The organism is Geitlerinema sp. CS-897 (genome assembly GCF_028368005.1).
In the GTDB taxonomy this organism is placed as follows: domain Bacteria; phylum Cyanobacteriota; class Cyanobacteriia; order Cyanobacteriales; family Geitlerinemataceae; genus Baaleninema; species Baaleninema simplex.
In genome coordinates, this window is record NZ_JAQNCQ010000077.1 from 1 (window position 1) to 18,538 (window position 18,538).

General features: G+C 53.8%; 16 protein-coding genes and 1 pseudogene. 3 read left to right on the plus strand and 14 right to left on the minus strand.

Annotated features, from left to right (window positions below):
- Positions 1-338: 338 nt before the first annotated feature.
- Positions 339-3,356 carry an exonuclease subunit SbcC gene (gene sbcC / locus POG22_RS03895; protein ID WP_498903757.1) on the minus strand — a complete coding sequence of 1,006 codons (3,018 nt, stop codon included), beginning with the start codon at positions 3,354-3,356 and terminating at the stop codon, positions 339-341.
- A 153-nt stretch (positions 3,357-3,509) separates the two neighbouring features.
- Entirely contained in the window at positions 3,510-3,647 is a 138-nt protein-coding gene (locus POG22_RS03900) for a hypothetical protein (RefSeq protein ID WP_498903758.1), read from the minus strand.
- A 30-nt stretch (positions 3,648-3,677) separates the two neighbouring features.
- On the opposite strand from POG22_RS03900, the gene POG22_RS03905 reads away from it, so the two are divergent.
- Positions 3,678-4,964 carry an ATP-binding protein gene (locus POG22_RS03905; protein WP_063717531.1) on the plus strand — a complete coding sequence of 429 codons (1,287 nt, stop codon included), beginning with the start codon at positions 3,678-3,680 and terminating at the stop codon, positions 4,962-4,964.
- A gap of 200 nt (positions 4,965-5,164) precedes the next feature.
- Positions 5,165-7,096 (plus strand): PAS domain-containing sensor histidine kinase, encoded by a 1,932-nt coding sequence (locus tag POG22_RS03910; RefSeq protein WP_498903759.1) that lies wholly within the window; start codon positions 5,165-5,167, stop codon positions 7,094-7,096.
- A gap of 31 nt (positions 7,097-7,127) precedes the next feature.
- On the opposite strand, the gene POG22_RS03915 is transcribed toward POG22_RS03910, so the two are convergent.
- The 12 genes from POG22_RS03915 to POG22_RS03970 form a co-directional block, all read right to left on the minus strand.
- On the minus strand, positions 7,128-8,618 hold the full coding sequence (locus POG22_RS03915; protein WP_063717533.1) for an alanine/glycine:cation symporter family protein: 1,491 nt from the start codon (positions 8,616-8,618) through the stop codon (positions 7,128-7,130).
- Positions 8,619-8,821: 203 nt separating this feature from the next.
- The gene (locus POG22_RS03920) at positions 8,822-9,322 is read right to left on the minus strand and encodes a Fur family transcriptional regulator (protein WP_017661753.1); all 501 of its coding nucleotides are present in this window, start codon (positions 9,320-9,322) and stop codon (positions 8,822-8,824) included.
- A gap of 300 nt (positions 9,323-9,622) precedes the next feature.
- Positions 9,623-11,590: a DNA sulfur modification protein DndD gene (gene dndD, locus POG22_RS03925; RefSeq protein ID WP_498903761.1), complete on the minus strand. Its 1,968-nt coding sequence runs from the start codon at positions 11,588-11,590 to the stop codon at positions 9,623-9,625.
- A gap of 185 nt (positions 11,591-11,775) precedes the next feature.
- A complete protein-coding gene (locus tag POG22_RS03930; protein ID WP_498903763.1) occupies positions 11,776-11,913 on the minus strand; it encodes a hypothetical protein in 138 nt (45 codons plus the stop codon).
- A 1-nt stretch (position 11,914) separates the two neighbouring features.
- Entirely contained in the window at positions 11,915-12,508 is a 594-nt protein-coding gene (locus POG22_RS03935) for a Spy/CpxP family protein refolding chaperone (protein ID WP_498903764.1), read from the minus strand.
- 40 nt (positions 12,509-12,548) lie between these two features.
- On the minus strand, positions 12,549-12,875 hold the full coding sequence (locus tag POG22_RS03940) for a hypothetical protein (RefSeq protein ID WP_498903765.1): 327 nt from the start codon (positions 12,873-12,875) through the stop codon (positions 12,549-12,551).
- 5 nt (positions 12,876-12,880) lie between these two features.
- Positions 12,881-13,447 (minus strand): sigma-70 family RNA polymerase sigma factor, encoded by a 567-nt coding sequence (locus POG22_RS03945; RefSeq protein WP_498903766.1) that lies wholly within the window; start codon positions 13,445-13,447, stop codon positions 12,881-12,883.
- Between the two features lie 94 nt (positions 13,448-13,541).
- On the minus strand, positions 13,542-13,667 hold the full coding sequence (locus POG22_RS03950) for a hypothetical protein (RefSeq protein WP_498903767.1): 126 nt from the start codon (positions 13,665-13,667) through the stop codon (positions 13,542-13,544).
- Complete coding sequence (locus tag POG22_RS03955) at positions 13,664-14,392, minus strand: tetratricopeptide repeat protein (protein ID WP_498903769.1); 729 nt, start codon at positions 14,390-14,392, stop codon at positions 13,664-13,666. Before POG22_RS03955 ends, POG22_RS03950 begins: the two co-directional genes overlap by 4 nt.
- Positions 14,332-16,194, minus strand: a complete 1,863-nt coding sequence (locus tag POG22_RS03960) for a CHAT domain-containing tetratricopeptide repeat protein (RefSeq protein WP_498903770.1) — start codon at positions 16,192-16,194, stop codon at positions 14,332-14,334. Before POG22_RS03960 ends, POG22_RS03955 begins: the two co-directional genes overlap by 61 nt.
- 85 nt (positions 16,195-16,279) lie before the next feature.
- Positions 16,280-17,209, minus strand: a complete 930-nt coding sequence (locus POG22_RS03965; RefSeq protein WP_498903771.1) for a DUF1822 family protein — start codon at positions 17,207-17,209, stop codon at positions 16,280-16,282.
- Positions 17,210-17,225: 16 nt separating this feature from the next.
- A complete protein-coding gene (locus POG22_RS03970; RefSeq protein WP_017661743.1) occupies positions 17,226-17,873 on the minus strand; it encodes an RNA polymerase sigma factor in 648 nt (215 codons plus the stop codon).
- Between the two features lie 440 nt (positions 17,874-18,313).
- Between POG22_RS03970 and POG22_RS03975 the strand changes: the two are divergent.
- Positions 18,314-18,538: pseudogene (locus POG22_RS03975) on the plus strand (RNA-guided endonuclease TnpB family protein); the annotation flags it as partial.

Here is an 18,538-nt window from a genome sequence, read left to right on the forward strand (position 1 = left end):
GTTACGAGCGGAAACCGCTGCTTGGTCGAGCGACATTAACCATTCCCAGCGCGGGGTTGACTGGCAGATGAAGGTAGAGGACGCACGCTGCAAGCTGGCCTCGGTCTACCCTAAAATTAAGTTTTGACGCTGCACTAGGTTCAAGAAGTCTTCACCACATCCCCCCTTAGCCCCCCAAAGAAGAGGGGGGTTCGGGGGATAGAGAGACTTGTCAGGTCGGACGAAACCAGTGTTTGAGTCCGAGCGGAGTCGAAGCGAGCGAAGTCGAAGCGAGCGAAGTCGAAGCGTTGAAATTCGGATTCCGTATGATTTCTGTTTCGCGGCTGAGTGTAAAAGTTTCAAACTGAAACTCGTAACTGGGAACCCGAGGCGGTTTTTTCGACTTCGATGCGGGTTTGGAAGGCTTCTTTGAGGTGGGGAATGTGGGTGACGGCTAAAATACAGGCGAAATCGGGGGCGATCGCTTCGATCGCGGAAATCAACCGCTCGCACCCGCGATCGTCTTGGGTTCCGAATCCTTCATCGACGACGAGCATCTGTAACGCCGCCCCCGATCGCTGTGCGAGTAACTTCGCCAACGCCAATCGAATGGCGAAATCGATCCGAAAGGCTTCCCCTCCCGAGTAGGTTTCGTAAGGTCGCGTTCCTCGGGCGTCGGCGATGAAAATATCTAAGGTTTCGATAAGTTTGGAGGTTTTCTTACTTCCTTTGGTGGCTTTTTGCGTCACGAACTGCACGTGAAGCTGGTTGGCGCTCAATCGCGACAGCAGACGGTTGGTTTCGGCTTCGAGTTGGGGGAGTACGGTTTCGATGGTAAGGGCTTGAATGCCGTTTTTCCCGAACGCCTGAGACAGTTCTTTATAAACCCACTGTTGGCGACAAGCTGCGTCGAGTTGTTCTTGTTGGCGATCGATCTGTTCTCGAACTGAATCTAAATGTTGTTGTTGTTGTTGTAAGCGCCCTAACTGAGAGAGATACTCGTTGAGGGTCGATCGCCGCTGTTGGATGTCCTGTTGTAAGGCGGCGATGTCCGACGAAACGTCTGGCGTGGTGTCGAGCTGTCGTTGCGCCTGTTGCAGTTGGGTTTCCAGTTGGACGAGTTCTCGCGATCGCTCGGCCAAACGGTCTTCGAGTTCTTGGCGTTGTTGTTGCAGTCGCGGCGCTTCTTGTTGGGCTGTTTTCAACGTCTCCATCTGCGACAGCCAACTTTGGGCTTCTCGCAATTCAGAACGGACGGCGTTGTGGGCGTCGAGGTCGTAGGCCACCTTATTAATGTAGCGTTCGAGATCGGCCAGTTCTCGGGCGAGGTCGGACTCGCTTTGCAGTTCGAGGGTTTGTTGTTGTCGTGTTTGGAGTTGGGTTTGCAGTTGCGGCCGTTGTTCTTCGAGGTGTTGGAGTTGTCGTCGCGCCTGCTGCATCTGGGCTTGTTGGATGTCGGCCCACCGCAAGCGATCGACGGTTCCTCGGGCGAGGGCGAGTTCTTTTTCGTCGTAATTGAGTTCGGCTAAAATACTGTCGATCTCTTCTAACTCCCGTCGGCTCTCGGCGGCGTAGTTCCCCAGTTCGAGCGTTCGGGCGATTTCGCTGCGTTCGGCGATCGCCTGTTGCAAGGCTTCCCATTCGTCTTCGCTGGCCGACCGCTGCGCCTGGAGTTGTCCGCGCTTTTCTCGCAACGCATCGTATTCAGTCAACTCCTGTTTCAAATCCCGATACTCTTGACGCAAAATTTGAATTTCCCGTTCGGAGATGGCGATTTGTTCTTTGACGACCCAGAGTTGGTGTAGGATCTCTCGATGCTGCTCTCGGTGTTTCTGAGATACCAGTTCCCAGTGGTGTTCGTCGAGGGGGCGATCGCACAGGGGACAGGTGGCATCGGGAACCTGCAACATCTCGATTTTGCGATCCATTTCCGAGAGTTGGGCGTCGTAATCTCGCTGGTGGGCGTGTAGGCGTTCGAGGAAGCTGCGCCGTTCCCGTCCTTTTTCTTCGACTCGCTGTTGGTAGACGCGCTTTTTTTCTAACTCTTCGATGCGATCGCTCACTTCCGCGAGCGCCCGATCTAACTCCGGTCGCTGACCTTGGCGGTGTTGCAACCGCTCTTGTTGGCGTTGCAGTTGTTCGAGGCGGGCTTCGAGTTGGGCTTTAGCGCGATCGCACTCTGCTTGAAGTCGAATCTGACGCTGCATTAACGGGGCGGCTTCGGCGTGTTTGCGTTCGAGTTCGGAAAGTTTCGCTTTCGCCTGGTTCAGTTCTCGTACCCCGGCTTCGACTTCGGCTTCGCGACTCAGGGTTTGTCGTACGTCCCGTTCGGTTTGGGCTAAACTTTCTAACCTTGCTTGAAGCTGCTGTTGTTGCTGTTGCAGTTCGGCCATGGCGCGATCGAGACGTTGTCGCACGTCCGCCTGTCGTTGGCTGGCGTCTTGGTGTTGGGCGAATTTGTCGGTGTAGGCGTCGTCTTGCGCCCGTAAGTCTTGATATTTCGCGTATCCAGCTCGAATCGCTTCCGATCGCTCGAGCAGTTGCGACAGTTCGGCTTCGCGGCGTTGCAGGCGATCGCGATCGCTCTGCTGGCGTTGGACTTCCCGGCTCGAGCTGTCGTATTGCTGGCGATACCAACTGACTTGTTGTTCGAGGGTTTGGCGTTGGGTTTGTTGCTGTTGTCGGTCTTGCAACGCTCGCCCCGTTTCCTCTTGCTGCTGTTGCAGTTGCGCGATTTCGGCTTCGGTGATACTGAGATCTCGGCTAATGGCTTCTTCGGCGTGAAGTTGCACTTCTAAACTGGCCAGACTTTGCTCGAGAACCGACCGTTGACCTTTGGCTTGTTTGGAAATATCCTTGGCTTTTTCGGCGAGTTTGTCGTAGCGATCGAGTTTGAGTAAGTTTGCTAAAACTTGCTTTCGTTCTTTGGGCGGTTTGACCATAAACTCGTCGGCGTGTCCCTGACGCAAGTACGCCGAACAGATAAAGGTCTCGTAATCGAGTTTGATGGTCTCGAGAATTTTTTGCTGGGTCGCTCGGATTCCTTTAGCGGTAATGGCACGAAATCCCTGGGGCGTTTCGAGTTGAAACTCTAACGCGCTCGACTGTCCGCGACGCCGACGACGCACGACGCGAAACACTTGTTCTTGACATTGAAAGGTAAAAGAAACTCGGACTTCTTTTTCTCCGACGCGAATGGTATCGTCTTCGCTGGCGGCGCGACTTTTTCCCCACACCGACCAGGCGATCGCTTCGAGAAGGGACGATTTCCCCGCTCCGTTTTCGCCACAAATACAAGCGGTGTGCAGTCCGCGAAAATCTAAGGTTGCGTCGCAATAGCTAAAGAAATTTTGTAGCGTCAGTTCGATCGGTATCATGCAAAGCTGTCAGATGTCCGCTAAAAAAAGCCGAAAGTTGAGTTCGATCGTTTGAGTGGGTTTTCGATATTTTAACTCGCGATCGCAAGAAAAACAGAACTTTAAAAAAAGTGTGGGTCAATTTGAAACCGGCGATCGCCAGTTTCTCTAGTGTCAGTTTCCCCAGCGATCGGACTCCGTACACTTTAGGTGGAGGACTTCACCAAAAACCCCCCCGGCCGTACAATACACTCGGACAGTGGGGTATTCGATCGCGCGAGACTGGAGAGAGATGGCGGCGATCGAGTCCACCACGATCTCTTGCCTTCGAGTCGTCTGAAAATGAACACGACGTCTATTCGATTTTTACAACATCAAGCCGCGTCGCTGCTGCTGTACCGTTCGGTGTTAACCGACGACATCGGAACGGCATTTCTCGCCTTACTCGACGCCCTCTATCACTACGACAAACCCGCCGCCTGTCTGTCAGCTTACGGAGTTTGGTTCCGAGCGTTGGTGTCAGCGGGGAAAAGCTGGCAAGACTATTTGATCGATCGCGTTCTCTTCGACGACAATCCGTTTTCGCAACAGGTACAACGTCGATCTCTCGACGATCTCTCTCCAACCCTCGTTGCGGCGGCGAAACAGGATTTGCAAGCCCTGCAACGTCTCTACGAGTGCGGCGGCGATACCCTCAGTCATTGGGTGCGCTTGGTGGCGAAAGCGGAAAAAACGCCCGTCGCGATTCCCGATACCGTGTCGTCCCATCGAGTCCCCCTCCACGAGTTCGACGTCTGGTCCGAGGCGCTCCCCCAACTGGCGGAGTACCACCGCCGCCACGGATGCGGCTTGTTCGCGCGGTATTGGGCGTTGCGCTGGACGAACGGCGCGTTACGAGGGATCGCCCACCCCGACCCGGTGCGCCTGTCGGATCTGGCGGGATACGAGCGCCAGAAGGCGACGTTGGTGGACAACGTGAAAACGCTGCTGGCGGGGTATCCGACGCTACACGTGTTGTTGTACGGCTGTCGGGGGTCGGGTAAGTCTTCGCTGGTGAAGGGAGTCGCCAACGAGTTCGGCGATCGCAATTTGCGACTCGTGGAAGTGGCGAAGTCTCAGTTACCGGATCTTCCCACGATCGTCGAACGCCTGCGCGACGTTCCCCAGAAGTTTATTTTGTTTGTGGACGATTTGTCGTTTGAGGAGGACGACGAAGCGTTTAAGGCGTTGAAAGTGGTTTTAGAAGGGAGCGTGACGGCCAGAGCGTCGAACGCCGTCGTCTACGCCACCTCGAACCGACGCCATTTGGTGCGGGAGTTTTTTGAAGACCGCCCCCGACCGAGAGATGCCGGAGAGGTTCACGCTTGGGATACGATGCAAGAAAAACTGTCGTTTAGCGATCGCTTCGGACTCCATTTGACGTTTGAAAGTGCCAACCAAGATCGCTATCTCGAAATCGTTCGTCACCTCACCGGACGAGAAAAACTCGATATTTCTCTAGAGGAACTCGACGCTCGGGCTTTGCGATGGGCGACTCAACACAACGGGCGATCGGGACGCACCGCCAGACAGTTCGTCGATTTCCTCAAAGCCGAGTTAGCAGCGTCTCCACCGGATTTTTGGGCGTAACGGGGATCGCCGCCAACAGCCCTTCCTCACGGGAACAACCTAACGAACACCGCAAACGTTCCACTGACTTCAGATCTTGTTTAACATTTTCTTAAGATACTGATTTATAATGTAAAATTTTGCGGATTATAAGGAATCGACTAAGATAAGCTAAAATGGAACTTAATAAAAAATCATTTTTAAGTTAGATTTCTTTACATATGGAAGATTTAATTCACACTTCGGGGATCGAGCAACGTTTGTCAAAACGACAGCGCAGTCAGCCGAACTCCCCGTCACTTCGAGTATCTCAGCCTCCTCCTATCTCCCGAATCGACCTCGGAAAGTTCTTCGAGCTGTCGCGGGATATGATGTGTGCGATCGGTTCGGACAGCCACTTCAAGCATTTAACCGCCGCCTGGACGACGGCGTTGGGCTACACGCGCCAGGAACTCCAATCTCGGCCGTGGCTCGAATGGGTTCACCCGGACGATATCCCCCAAACCCTCGAAAAAATTAACGAGCTGATCGTCCTCAAAACCGATAAAGTTTCCTTTAAAAATCGCTATCGGTGTCGCAACGGCCGCTATAAATGGTTCTCTTGGGAAGCGACCTTTGACGAAGTCGGCTGTGTCGTTTACGCCAACGTCGGCGATCTCGGCGAACGTCCCGGCTGTAGCGTCGGCGCTCACCACGGCACCACCACGCAGTTCAATACTCTCGAAGAACACTTTCGCCTGCTCGTCGATGGCGTGAAAGACTACGCCATTTATATGCTCGACAAACAGGGGCGCGTCATTAGTTGGAACGCAGGAGCCGAGCGCATCAACGGTTGGCGAGCCGAAGAAATTATCGGCGAAAGTCTCGAGATCTTTTTCCCCGAAAGCAGTCGCGATCGCCACGATCCCAACAAAATTCTCGCCTGGGCTGCCACAGCGGGACGGTTCGAGTTTGAAAACTGGCGCTTGCGTAAAGACGGCTCGCAGTTCTGGGCTCACGTGGCCGTTTCGGCGTTGCGGGACGAAGACGGCCAGCTTCTCGGTTACGCCACCATCACCCGCGACATCACTACGAAAAAAGAACAAGAGGAAGCTCTACAACAGGCATACGATAATTTAGAACAGCGCATCGAAGACCGCATGGCAGAACTGAGCGAAGCCAACGCTCGACTCCGCGAGGAAATCTACATCCGTCGCGGCACGGAAGAAGCCCTGCGCCAGTCGAGAGAACGCCTGCAACAACAAGCCAGCGAACTGGCGAAGACCCTGCGAGAGCTGCAAACGACCCAAGCCCAACTCATCCAAACGGAAAAAATGTCGGGATTGGGACAGTTAGTCGCGGGTGTCGCTCACGAAATCAACAATCCCGTCGGTTTCATCCACGGCAACCTCGAACATCTTCGGCTGTACGCCAACGATTTGGTTCGACTGTTGGGACTGTACCAGCAACATTATCCCAATCCCAATCTCGAAATCTTGCAGGCGATCGACGAAATCGATCTCGACTTCATCGTCTCCGATATGCCGAAGTTGCTAGCGTCGATGAATTCGGGAACTCAACGGATTCAGAAAATCGTACAGTCGCTGCGACAGTTTTCGAGACTCGACGAGGCTCAGTACAAAGAAGTCGATCTCCACGACGGTCTCGAGAGTGCGCTGCTGTTACTGCAACATCGCTTGAAAGCCAGCGGTAACGCGAAAACGGTATGTTTGGAAAAAGATTACAGCCTGTTACCGTTGGTCGAATGTTACGCGGGGCAGTTGAATCAAGTGTTTGCCAACACCCTGGAAAATGCCATCGACGCCATGCGAGAGCGGGAACGACGACTCAACGACCCGGATTACGTGCCGAAGCTACGGGTGCAAACGCGGCATTTGGGCGATCGCGTGGCTGTCGAGATTTCCGATAACGGCATCGGCATGACGGAAAAGGTGCGATCGCGGGCGTTCGATCCCTTCTTCACCACGAAACCCGTCGGTCAGGGAACGGGACTGGGTCTCTCGACAACGTATCAAACCGTGGTGGAAAAACACGGCGGGACGCTATCGTTCGAGTCTCATTACGGTCGAGGCACGACGTTAACGTTAGAACTTCCGGTGTGCTTGCACGCCTCGAAGCGAAACGGCGACCTCGACGGCCGCCGTTGTGGGTAATCGATTCAGACGAACCGAGTCAAGCACGCGTTTATTTGTAAACGGGCATCGTACCGCCGCGAAGTCGATCGAAATAGTTGTTGAGATCGGCAGCCACGTTATTCGAGAGGATGAATCCCCCCAGCATATTGGGAAACGCCATCGTCAGAAACACCATATCGGTAAAGTCGATCAACGATCCTAAATTCACGACCGACCCGATAAATACACAGACAACGAAAATTACGCGATAGACTTGCATCTGCCGTTCTCCGAACAAATACGTCCAAGCTCGTTCGCCGTAGTAACTCCACGAAATCATGGTCGAAAAGGCAAATAGAAATACGGCGATCGACAAAATGATGGGGAACCACCCGATAACGCTGGCGAACGCTGCGGTCGTTAATTCGACGCCTGCGATCTCTGGGTCTTGGTAGACTCCTGTAATGACGACCACTAAGGCGGTGATGTTACAAACTACGACGGTATCGATAAACGGTTCGAGTAGGGCGACGATGCCCTCTCGGACGGGTTCGTGAGTGCGGGCGGCCGCGTGCGCGATCGCTGCCGACCCCATTCCGGCCTCGTTGGAAAACACCGCCCGGCGCACCCCTTGCACGAAGACGCCGATAAAGCCCCCTTCGGCCGCTCTCGGTGTAAACGCACCGCTGAAAATCGTGGCGATCGCCTGTGGAACTTCCCCGATATTCGTCAGTAGAATCCACAGGGCAGCGAGAACGTAAATCACGCACATCGACGGGACGAGAGCCGAGGCTACCGACCCGATGCGTTTGATACCCCCGATAATGACCAAGCCGATGAGAAACGCCAAAATTAAGCCGTAAACCCAGTTCGGGACGGGAACGAGGGTCGAAACGGCGGCGAAGGATTGGTTGGCTTGGAACATATTTCCCCCACCCAAGGAACCGCCGATGCAGAGAATCGAGAACAGAACCGCCAGGACTTTACCCAAGGGGGCGAGTCCTTTTTCTGCCAGTCCCTGCGAGAGGTAGTACATCGGACCGCCGGAAACGTGACCGTCGGCGTTCACGACGCGGTATTTTTGCGCCAAGGTACATTCGACAAATTTACTGGTCATGCCGAACAGTCCGGCTAGGGTCATCCAGAAGACTGCACCCGGACCGCCAACCTGAACGGCAATGGCAACCCCGGCAATGTTGCCGAGTCCGACGGTGGCAGAGAGGGCGGCAGAAAGGGCTTGAAAGTGCGTGAGTTCCCCCTCTTCGCTCGGGTCGTCGTAGTGACCGGCGACGACGTACCAGGCGTGTTTGAAGGCGCGGAGGTTGACGAAATTCATGCGGACGGTGAAGAAGAGCGCCCCCGCGACCAACCACAGAACGATGAGGGGAATTCCGCCGATGCTGAAAAAGAGAACTGGTGCCATCCAGTCATCGACGATAATGCGGAAGATGGCATCGAGGCGATCGAGAAATCCACCTTCAGTTGCCGCAGCTTCAGCTTGGGCGAGAGCAGCCGTGGGAACGGCCAGCAGTAGGAGAAATAAGAGCCAACGATGTTTCATAGGATAAGTTAAAAGTCGCGATGGAGGAAAAACGAGCGATCTCGATACGATCGAGATCCGATCGCCCGCCAAGCGAAACAGAGTGCTTTGTGAAGTCCTCGCGTTCGGATCGATATCTCGTGACAGACTTTAAAGATTTCTTCGATTTTGCCCGAAGGTCGGCAATTTGGAAAGTTCGCTGCCTATCGTTGGCTCTCTCGGCGTTAGCTCAAAGCTTTCGGACAAGTCCAATTTTCGGGAATGCCCGAAGGCCATCCTCGCTTCATGGCCTCCAAGCAAACGCCATGAATCGTTAGCTGGCAATCGAGTAAATGAAAGCCTTCTTTGTTGGTGGTTTTGATGCCGATTTTGAGAACGGAGTCGCTCCTGAATTCGATGGTCTTGTTACATTTGACACAGACTAAATGGTGGTGGTGGTAAGGTTGAGGCTGATTGAGTTCGTAATGTTTGTGTCCTTCGGCTAGCTCGAGTTCCCGCAACAACCCTAGATGGGCCATTAATTTGAGGGATCGATAAATCGTGGAGAGACTGATTTTTTTCTTCGTCTCTTTTTCTTGCAGGCATTGATAGAGGTCTTCAGCGCTGAGATGTTCGCCTTTCGGGAGATCTTGAAAAACTCTCAGAATTGTTTCTCGCTGTGGTGTCAGACGCAAGCCTAGTTGATTTAATTCTGTTTTGAAGGCTTCGCTATTGTAGCTATACATCGTGTATATTTTTTTAAAAAATAGTCCCTAAAGTTTATGGTAATCGTCAGAATTACCGAGTGTCAACAAGGTTTTTTATTGAGAAAAAATGGCTATAAGCTATTTGGTAAGATCGTCCCGTTTCGAGAAATGGTCTGTTTTGAACCGGCGTTCTCGTCGCGTTCGATGCGTTTCTATCGACCGATCGATGGGAAAACTGACACGAGATCGGTCGAACGATATATTTTTATCGAGTGATTTTTGAGAAGATTTTTGAGAAGATTTATCACAAGGCGATCGCGTTAAAGGTCGCGGCGATCGCTACCAAAAATATCCACGTTTCACGATCGTCTGCTGTTTGGTCGGGTTGTATTTCAGTAAATATTCCCGAGCGATCGCGCCGCAGTCACGCAACTGTCGCACCTCCGCCTCGCGAATTTCCGTATCCGTCGACAGTAAAATCACCTGCTGGCTGGCTGAGGGAAAATAGCGTTCGATGAGATTTTGGCGGTGCGACGAATCTAACCGTCCCAACGGCGTATCGATCGCCACCGGAAGCTGGCGTTCGGACACCCGCGCCAACCCCCACAAAAAGGCGATGGCTAGCAGTTGCTTTTCTCCGGCGGACAAGCGGTGTTTGGGAACCAGTTGTCCAGAGCGATCGAACAGCGACAACATGAAATCCGCCGCGTCTACCACCACCCGATGCACCAAATCCGACTTGTGCAGCAGATAGCGAAAACACTCCGTTATCTCAATTTCTAACTTGTTAAGCTTGCGTAGCGTCAACTGGTGGCGGAACTGCGTCAACGTTCCCTGAACTCGCTTCGACATCTGAATAATGCGATCGGCGTTGTGGCGATCGATATGTTCTTCCCCGTAACTTTCCAGTTCTCGGCGAGTTTTCAGCAGTTTTTCCTCACACTGCTGGCGTTGGCGTCGCGTCACTTCCACCGCCACCTCCAACCGCTGGCGTTCTTCCTTCGCCAAGTTCATATTATCGAATAGGCGATCGTACTGCTCTGGCGGCGCAGCCACGGCGATTTGCTGTTCCGTGCGATCGACCGTTTCCTGTAACTGGCGCAACTGTTCCCGCATCTCCTCCACTTGACGCTGGCGATCGCCGAGACTGTCGAGAATCGCCGCCAGTCGTTCGAGTTGACGATCGTCGAGATCTAACCACAGTTCCACAGTCTCATCGAGTTCGGGCGTTTCCTGTTCCAAAAACGCTTGAATTTTCGCCTGTTTCGCTTTCGGAAGCCCCAACAGTTCCAACTGTTCGAGTAACCGCGCGTCCCGTTGTTTCAGAGTCGATCGCACCAAGCGATCGATTTTAAACTGTCGTTCCGTCTCTCCCTGACGCTGCGCCGCCTCCAACAGCGGACGTACCATCACCAACGGGAGCGTTCCCGAAACTAACTCTCGCAGGCGATCGCGCTGCTGTTCGACTTTATCTTGTTCTCCTTTCAATTGCGCGTCGAGGCGACTGCGTTCTCCTGCAATTTTCCCCCCTTCCGCGCGAAAGGTTTCCGTGGCCTCCTGTTCCAAACGAACCGCGCGATCGAGTTCTTTCGTCTTCGCCTTCAGTTCCGCATCCAGTGCGTCGAACTCCTGCTGACAGTGTTCCAAACGTTGCTCGATTTCCTCCAACGCCGCACGTTCGGCTGCATCGGCGAGATCCTTTCGTTTGCGGTTGACCAAAATTTCCAAATCCACCGCCAAGCGTTCGGCCAGTTCCAACCCCAACAGAGATTTAATCGCACTCGTCACCAACGGCGGCGGCGCGTCCAATTCCGCCAGTTCTTTCACCTGTTCGCCGTCGAAGAGAAACAGGTTCGAGATGCCCAACGGCAGCAAATTTTCAATATACTCGTCCCAAGTTTCGGCTAACGCCGGATCGGGCCACTCGCGATCGATAATGCCTAAAGTATCTTTCCCGTCCTTGGGGTTCGCCGTCCACGATCGCACGATGCGATATTTGACCGGGCGATCGTCGATAATATGCTCGAAGAGGAGTTCGAGACGCGTCGTTTCCCCGGCTGGCGTGCGGCGGTTGACGCACTGAGTTAGAAAATCGGCATAGTTGAGACTTCCCCGCGTCGAACATTGAGCGCGATGACCGTAAAGTGCCAAGCGAATCGCGTCCATCAGGGTCGTTTTACCCCCGCCGTTCATTCCTCCGAACAAAACGATCGGAGCCAGTTCGCCATCGTCTTTCGGACTCAGATCGATGGTCTGGCGTCCGATATAAGGTCCGAAGTTTTGCAGAACGAGTTCGAGAAATTTCACAGGTCGAGGGCAAGGCGCAAAAGAGCCAGGAACGGAACGTCCCTGGCAAAATAGGGGGGTTAAGAGGGGTTGCTTCGATCGTACCGTATTTCAGTAACTTACGGGCGATCGATTCCTTGGAGTTGGGAAGAGGGAACGGGGAACGGGGAACAGTGGGGAGTTCTCCTATTTGGCTCGTCCTATCATCATCCCATCATCACCTCACTGGTGACTGGTGACTGGTGACTGGTGACTGGTGACTGGTGACTGTAGGCGGTGTACATTGGCGGTGCGTGACGATTTATTGGTCTGACGATCGACACCCCATTGTTCGAGTCACGCACCCTACCGATTGCCTCGACCGCGACCCTGTCCGCGCCCCTGTCCACGCCCCTGTCCGCGACCGTGACCCGGACCGAAACCGTCTTCGCGACGCTGTTCCATCCAGTCCGCCATTTGTTGGCGTTGTTCTTCTGTTAGGACGTTGCGAATTTCCATCATCGAGTTAAAGTGCAATTCACCCATTTCTTGGTGTAACTGGCGCATCTGACTGTGTTGTTGGCGAATTTCGCTTTCGGAGGCGTTGCCAGCCATGAGATCGTGCATTTGTTGGCGTTGTGCCTGAATTTCGTCCCGTTGGGTGTCGAATTGGGGTTGGTAGCGATCGCGGATCGCTTGAATTTCCTCGAGTTGTTCTGAGGTTAAATCTAACTGGTCGAGCCAGCGCATCTGTCCGCCGCCGGGGCCGCCACCGGGGCCTCGCTGTGACATTTCAAAGGGGACATCGAGGTTTTGTGCGAAGGCATTGTCAGGAGCGATCGCCCACAGAGCCATCAAACTCAAGAGAAATAGCGATAGGGATTTCATCGAACTTGGATCGTGAGCGTGGTTGCGGCCGTGACGGTGGCGACGACGGCAAAAGTGAGACGGATGAGACATGATGAAAACCTCCTAAATGGTTTCTAAGCTACAGAATTGATTAAGGGTTCGAGTTCCAGAGTTCGGCATCCCAAACATCTTCTTCGCAGCGTTCGACAGAGCAGTACCAAGTTTGTTCGACGAAGGCTTCGAGTTGAGCCAGTTCTTCGTCGCTGGGCGAGTTCGAGGTGACACTGCGACTCCCGACCCAAGCGATCGCGATCGAAGCGGCGGCAGCCACCGATGCGATCGAGCGGCGACGCCAACGCCGAGACGGACGTGGGGGAAGCGACGCCACGATGCGATCTTCGAGGGTAAGATTTTCTGGCGGTGCGATCGCCCGGTGTTGTTTGAGAAATTCAACGAGTGTGCGGTCGCGGTCGGACATGGGTTTCATAGCGTCACCCCCTGTTTTTCGAGATACTGTCGCACGGTCGCGCGAGCGTGGAACAGTCGAGATTTCACCGTTCCTACGGGAATCCCCAACACCTGAGCCACTTGCTTTTGAGGCAAGTCTTCGAGATCGTGCAGGACTAAGACGCTACGATGCTCGAAACTGAGTTCCTCGAGTCCCCGCTGTACTAAGTCGCGATAGTGCAAGTCCATTAAATCCGGGGCTGGCGAAGACGGCGGCTTGGGATCGAGTTTCGACTGGAGGTCGGCCGTTTTGGCAAACTCCCGCCGTTTGTCTGAGGCCACGTTCCACGCAATGCGATACAACCAAGTCTTGAAGTACTCGGGCGATCGCAATTTGGGCAGCCCTTTCCAGGCTCGGAGAAAGGTTTCTTGAACGAGATCGTCGAGGAACGACGAACCGCACAGTTGAAAGAGGGTCGATCGGACTTTGTGTTGGTGGCGTCGGTACAGAAGACGGAAACTATCGGAGTTCCCGCGTCGGCACTGACGCACCAAATCGCCATCTGAAAGGGGTTTCTCCGTCAGGGGAACGGGTTGCACCATCGCGTTTTTACGGGTTAACTGGACTCTGATGCCGGTTTGGGGAACCGGGAATCGAGCGTTCTGAGTGTTTAGACACGGGGTCGCTGTGAAAGGTTCAATCGGTCGTCTCGAACCCGCAACGCTGAGACGCGATCGTGCGACCCCACTTTTCTAGGAAACTCTGTTGTTTGAAGCTTTCTCGCGATCGAGCCACAGTTAACGTTCCAACCGCATCGTTCACTCAGAACAAGCGCCACCGAGGTCGTCAATGCGGTTTTCTAGGCGATCGAGGAAATCGCCCAACTCCACCCTCGAGTAATGCTGTCGGTAAATCGACGCCAACAGACAGAGAAGCTCTAAATTCGTCGAATTCTCTGCCACTCGCCGTTCTAAGACTTCGATCGCGTCGGCGATCGCCCCCGTCTCGCGATAAATTCTCGCCTGAAGCACCGCTCGCGCGTCGAGATCGCGTTCCTCAAGGCGATCGAGCTGTTGTTGGATGACCTGAGATTCGGCTTCCGTCACCGCAGAAAACACCGTTTGCGCGGCCCCTTTCCCGTTGTTCGCATCCACCGACACCAAATACGTCTCGCCCGGTTGCAGTGGCGCACCGTCGTAAACCACCATTGGTTCGGAAACCTGAGTTTCCCAATCGACCCCCGCACCGGCCACGCGCACGCGGTACGTCGTCACGCCCTCGACGGCAAACCAACGCAATACCGGGCGATCGCTATACACCCGAGAGGCGTGGGGCGACCAGATGTGCGGTACGTCAGTACTGCGAGGGGGGTTGCGCGTACAACCGCCGTGACATCGCGGCCGTTCTTCTCGCGACGGCTCCTGTTGCGCGATCGCCTCGTCCTGTCGCGGTAGCGCGAAATCGATACCGAAAACTAACAGCACCCCTAAGAGGGAGGCAATCCAAGACCTGCCTCGCGAAGTCGGATTTCGGCTTTTCGTTTCCATTGCTCTTCTTCGTAGTAGTAAATCCTAACATTTGAAAAACACGCCGACCACGACGCGATCGCTTCATCGTCGCGATGTTGAACTTCCAGCGTCCGAGCCATCCAACAATCGGCGATTCCTTCATCGGGAAGAAGACGGACGGCCTCGGAAAAGTAATCGATCGCCGCCTCGTAACGGCCTAACTCATATTGAGCGCGACCTTGATTTTTCAAAATACTGTATTGATGGATGGTATTGTCGGGTTCGGCCATGCGCCGACATTGCTTGAGAAGTCGGGCGGCGCGTTCGGGTTGTCCCTCAGACAAATCGAGATAGGCCATATTGTTACAAGCGGCAGCGTTTCCCAACCACATCGCACGGCGATAGTAAGTCCGCGCGAGATCGATTTCCCGCATATCTTCAGCAATAAACCCCAAATTGTTCGAGGCAGCCCCTGAGTATGGATAGACCCGAAGAGACCATTCAAAATAGCGCCTTGCCGCGTGCCAGTCGCGGCCCAACGCCGCTTCTCCCAAACGATTGAGCCAACCGGCCAACGGGGGGGCAACGATACAATACAGCGCGATCGCCACCGTCGAAAATCCCAACAGCGGCACGACTCCCCGAACCTTACGAACCGTCGGCGTTGCGGGCGACCGGTTCGAGGGAGGGGAACTCTCAGGCGAACTCAGGGAGAACGAGCGATCGCGTAAATCCGTCCAGCGAGGGGGAATCGCGTGTGGGTGCTGCACGATCGCGGGCAGCCAACTCGCACAAGGAAAGCGGTCTTCGAGAGCTTGCAAGCGTTCCCGTGCCGTCCGAACCGAGCGATACAACGATACCCCTTGCGAAAACGCCTCGAGGAAATATTTCAAAAACGCTTGCGCCACGCGATCGGGAACCAGTTCTCGCATGACGACCATTTGGGGAATGTGGCAGTCGTCCAAACCGCGAGCCAAACCCAGACCGTCGCAGGAGTTAAAAATCGCCAGTTTCAAACCGCGATCGACTGCTTTTCGCAACCCGTACCAGAGATCTTCGAGGCTGAGGCTTTCCTCGGGATTGATGTAAATTTTGCCCGTTTCCCCTTCCGTTTCGCTGTGACCGGCGAAGAAAATAATATCCCAGGGTCGATCCCACAGGCGATCGTGAATGTCTTGGCGGCGAGGTTCGACTAAAAACGTGACCTCTGCCCCCTCGAGCCGTTCGAGAAACTCGCGATCGCACTCGAGATCGATCCCGTCTCCGTGACCCAAAATTGCCAAGATTTTCACCGAAGCAGACGTCGGCCAGCGATCGGCAGACTGATGGGGGGTCGCCACCGAAACCGGACTGAGAGAAACTTCTGCGTTAGGATAGCGACGCACGAAATCCCATAAATGCCAGGGAAGTTTGCGAATTTCGAGACAGTCGCTGCGAACGAGAATGCGAATTTCGTCGTCGAGGCTGAGCGCTTCGCGCAGTCGCAACTCCACCTCTCGAAACGATTCAGAACTCAGCCAGTTGTGGAATTGAGTTTCGACGAGTTTGGCCGAATTGCGGCAGGCGTTGAGGCGTTCGATCGCGCCGTTATAGGTAATGCGTTTCGGGCGAATGCGCGATCCCCGAGTTCCCTCGAACAAACGACTGTTCCACGGCGATCCCACGCGACGATAGGTATCGCTCCAGTGTTGTTGAAGGCGTTCGGCGAGCAGCGTACTCGGCGGTAAAAAACCGGTCGTTTCAGAGATGGGGCGTTGGTTGTCCGATCCCACTTCTAACGATACGTGAAAACCCGATCGCGCTAGATCGCCTGTCAGTTTGAGTACGACGAGTTGGCTCATGGAAGACAAAGACTGCTGAGTTCGATGTAGTAAATGCTCCCCTTTACGAACCCATCGATCTCAGGTGAATCAGATTAAAGACTAATCAGATAGAGAAGGTTTCTACTATCGTAAAATCTTCTAGCTCCACTCTAACCTTAAATATTTCGTCTGGCTCGATACTGAAATCTAATTGCAAGGTTTGCGTCCCGCGAGCGCAGGCTTGCATGACCGTCTCGTCTTTCTCGTCGAGAATTTCGACCTGTAAGTGATGGGGCAGTTGACGGCCGGGATCTTGGGGTGTGACGTGAACCCACACATCGATTTCGGTCGTACTTGTCGTCGAGAGGCCCACCAGGAGCAATACCGTTTCGTCCTTGCGGGACAGATCGATAGTTTTGACGCGTTCGACCCAACGCTCCTCGGTCGCTTTGCGAAACGCCAAACCCAAAGAGCGAGATGCTAAAACCGAGCCGATCGCCTCCCAATCGCCCTCGAAGCAGTTTTGCAACCAGCGGTCGAGGCGAACTACAGACGAGACGAGGGTTTCCAACGCGCGATCGCCGACGGGATCGAAACAGTCGAGAAAGTTGTCGAGAGAATGCCATGCTTCGAGGGGAACGATTTCCTCGGATACCGTTTCGCGGAAGCCGACGAGTTGAGCTTCGTCGTAAGTCGAACTGAAGCGCACGGCGATATAGCCGAGGCGATCGCTCCAAACTTCGGGAGCGACAGACACTGACGTTCCGTCTTCCGACACCGGACAACATTCGATCGCGCCCTGGCCGCTGACCGGAAGGTCGGCGCTCTGGCACAGCGGCCGTAACGGAGCGTTCCAAATTTGACTCTCGCCGAGATCTGCTTCGATCTCCATGCACTGACAGTAGGCATTAACCGCATACAGAGCCAAGACCTGTCGGTACGCATAGTTTGCTTTCTCCGGGTTGCTATATTGACGGCGTAGGCGATCGGCAACCTGTCGGTTTCGGGCTGTCAGAGGGACAGTAAATGTCAAATGGGCAGTCATGGATGCCATAGGAATTTCCCTTCCATTAATACTCTAAATTTCGGATGTAAGCTTTGATGTGCGAGGAAAAGCTTTTCAAACAGCGTTGATAAAAATCGCCTAAAGTGGACACTCTAATACCTAACTCTTCAGAAATTTCTTGCCATTGATAGCCATCGAGACGGCGCAAGGCAATATATTGAAACGTCGCTCTCGGATATTTACGAATATATTTTTGACCGAACAGTCCGTCGAGATCTTCTTCAATACATTGACGCACGCAATCGGAAAGCAGCGGCACGGATTCATAAGGGATTTCCTCGGGATCGCAGATAGACATCAAATCGCCGTTTGTCGATTTCGGAAAACCTTCTTCTGTCGTTTCGTATTTTGTCCGTGCTACCTCTCTAAAAAAACGTCGTTCGAGAAGGACGTTTACCCATGCCATCACCGTTCCTCGATCGCGATCGTATCGGTCGATGTTTTGACAGATGAACACAAAGAGATTTTGTAAAGCTTCAGCACGATAGTCTCGATATCGTCCTGGTGCGATTCCCGGTGCTTTAGGATAGGCTATGCGCCCCGATTTAAAAATTCCCTCGACAAGCCGAGTCAGGGCGACGCGCCTGGCTTTACTCCTCGGAGGGTTATCTTGTGCGGCGATCGCCCACTGTCGCAATTGCTCGTCGTCCATAACGTTGCATCGATCGATACCTGACTCGCTACGATCCGTGCCAATGAATCGGAGGAAGCTTCCACATATCTCTCGCTGAAAAAATGCGATTTTTACGGCGATCGTACTAAATATTTACAAAAATTTACATTTATCGCGAAGAGGGGATAAGGAGACAAGAAGACAAGGAAGAAACTGTTACCTGTTAACTGTCTTCACTGCTCACTGTAAAACAGGTCCCCCTGTCTGTGGGTGGTGTACATGGGCGATGCGTGACGAGCGATCGGTCTCACGATTCACACCCGATTTTTCAAGTCACGCACCCTACTGGTGACTGGTGACTGGCAACTGGTGACTGTATTTACCAAAAGAGCTGGGTTTAAAGCCTCGTCCTTCTAGGACGATTTTACCCGACAATTCTTGTGGCAAGATGGAAGGATATCGGGGAATCAACAACAGCAATGTTAGTTCGAGAAGCCAAACTCAAAGGTTTGCCAAAGCAGTATCAAGCACTTGACGAAGCGATCCGTACCGGACAGTTCATTAGAAATAAGTGCTTGCGACTGTGGATGGATACCCGTGACTGCACGAGAGCCAAAATGCAGGCTTTGTGTAAGAGTTTGGCGATCGAGTTCCCTTTTGCCAAACAACTCAACAGCATGGCTCGACAGGCTCATGCTGACCGA

Coding starts and splice junctions, on each gene's coding strand:
- POG22_RS03965 (WP_498903771.1), bottom strand. CDS start 17,209: ATGGCATCCATGACTGCCCATTTGACATTTACTGTCCCTCTGACAGCC.
- POG22_RS03970 (WP_017661743.1), bottom strand. CDS start 17,873: ATGGACGACGAGCAATTGCGACAGTGGGCGATCGCCGCACAAGATAAC.
- POG22_RS03920 (WP_017661753.1), bottom strand. CDS start 9,322: ATGTATAGCTACAATAGCGAAGCCTTCAAAACAGAATTAAATCAACTA.
- POG22_RS03905 (WP_063717531.1), top strand. CDS start 3,678: ATGAACACGACGTCTATTCGATTTTTACAACATCAAGCCGCGTCGCTG.
- POG22_RS03935 (WP_498903764.1), bottom strand. CDS start 12,508: ATGTCTCATCCGTCTCACTTTTGCCGTCGTCGCCACCGTCACGGCCGC.
- POG22_RS03940 (WP_498903765.1), bottom strand. CDS start 12,875: ATGTCCGACCGCGACCGCACACTCGTTGAATTTCTCAAACAACACCGG.
- POG22_RS03915 (WP_063717533.1), bottom strand. CDS start 8,618: ATGAAACATCGTTGGCTCTTATTTCTCCTACTGCTGGCCGTTCCCACG.
- sbcC (WP_498903757.1), bottom strand. CDS start 3,356: ATGATACCGATCGAACTGACGCTACAAAATTTCTTTAGCTATTGCGAC.
- POG22_RS03945 (WP_498903766.1), bottom strand. CDS start 13,447: ATGGTGCAACCCGTTCCCCTGACGGAGAAACCCCTTTCAGATGGCGAT.
- POG22_RS03955 (WP_498903769.1), bottom strand. CDS start 14,392: ATGGAAACGAAAAGCCGAAATCCGACTTCGCGAGGCAGGTCTTGGATT.
- POG22_RS03960 (WP_498903770.1), bottom strand. CDS start 16,194: ATGAGCCAACTCGTCGTACTCAAACTGACAGGCGATCTAGCGCGATCG.
- POG22_RS03910 (WP_498903759.1), top strand. CDS start 5,165: ATGGAAGATTTAATTCACACTTCGGGGATCGAGCAACGTTTGTCAAAA.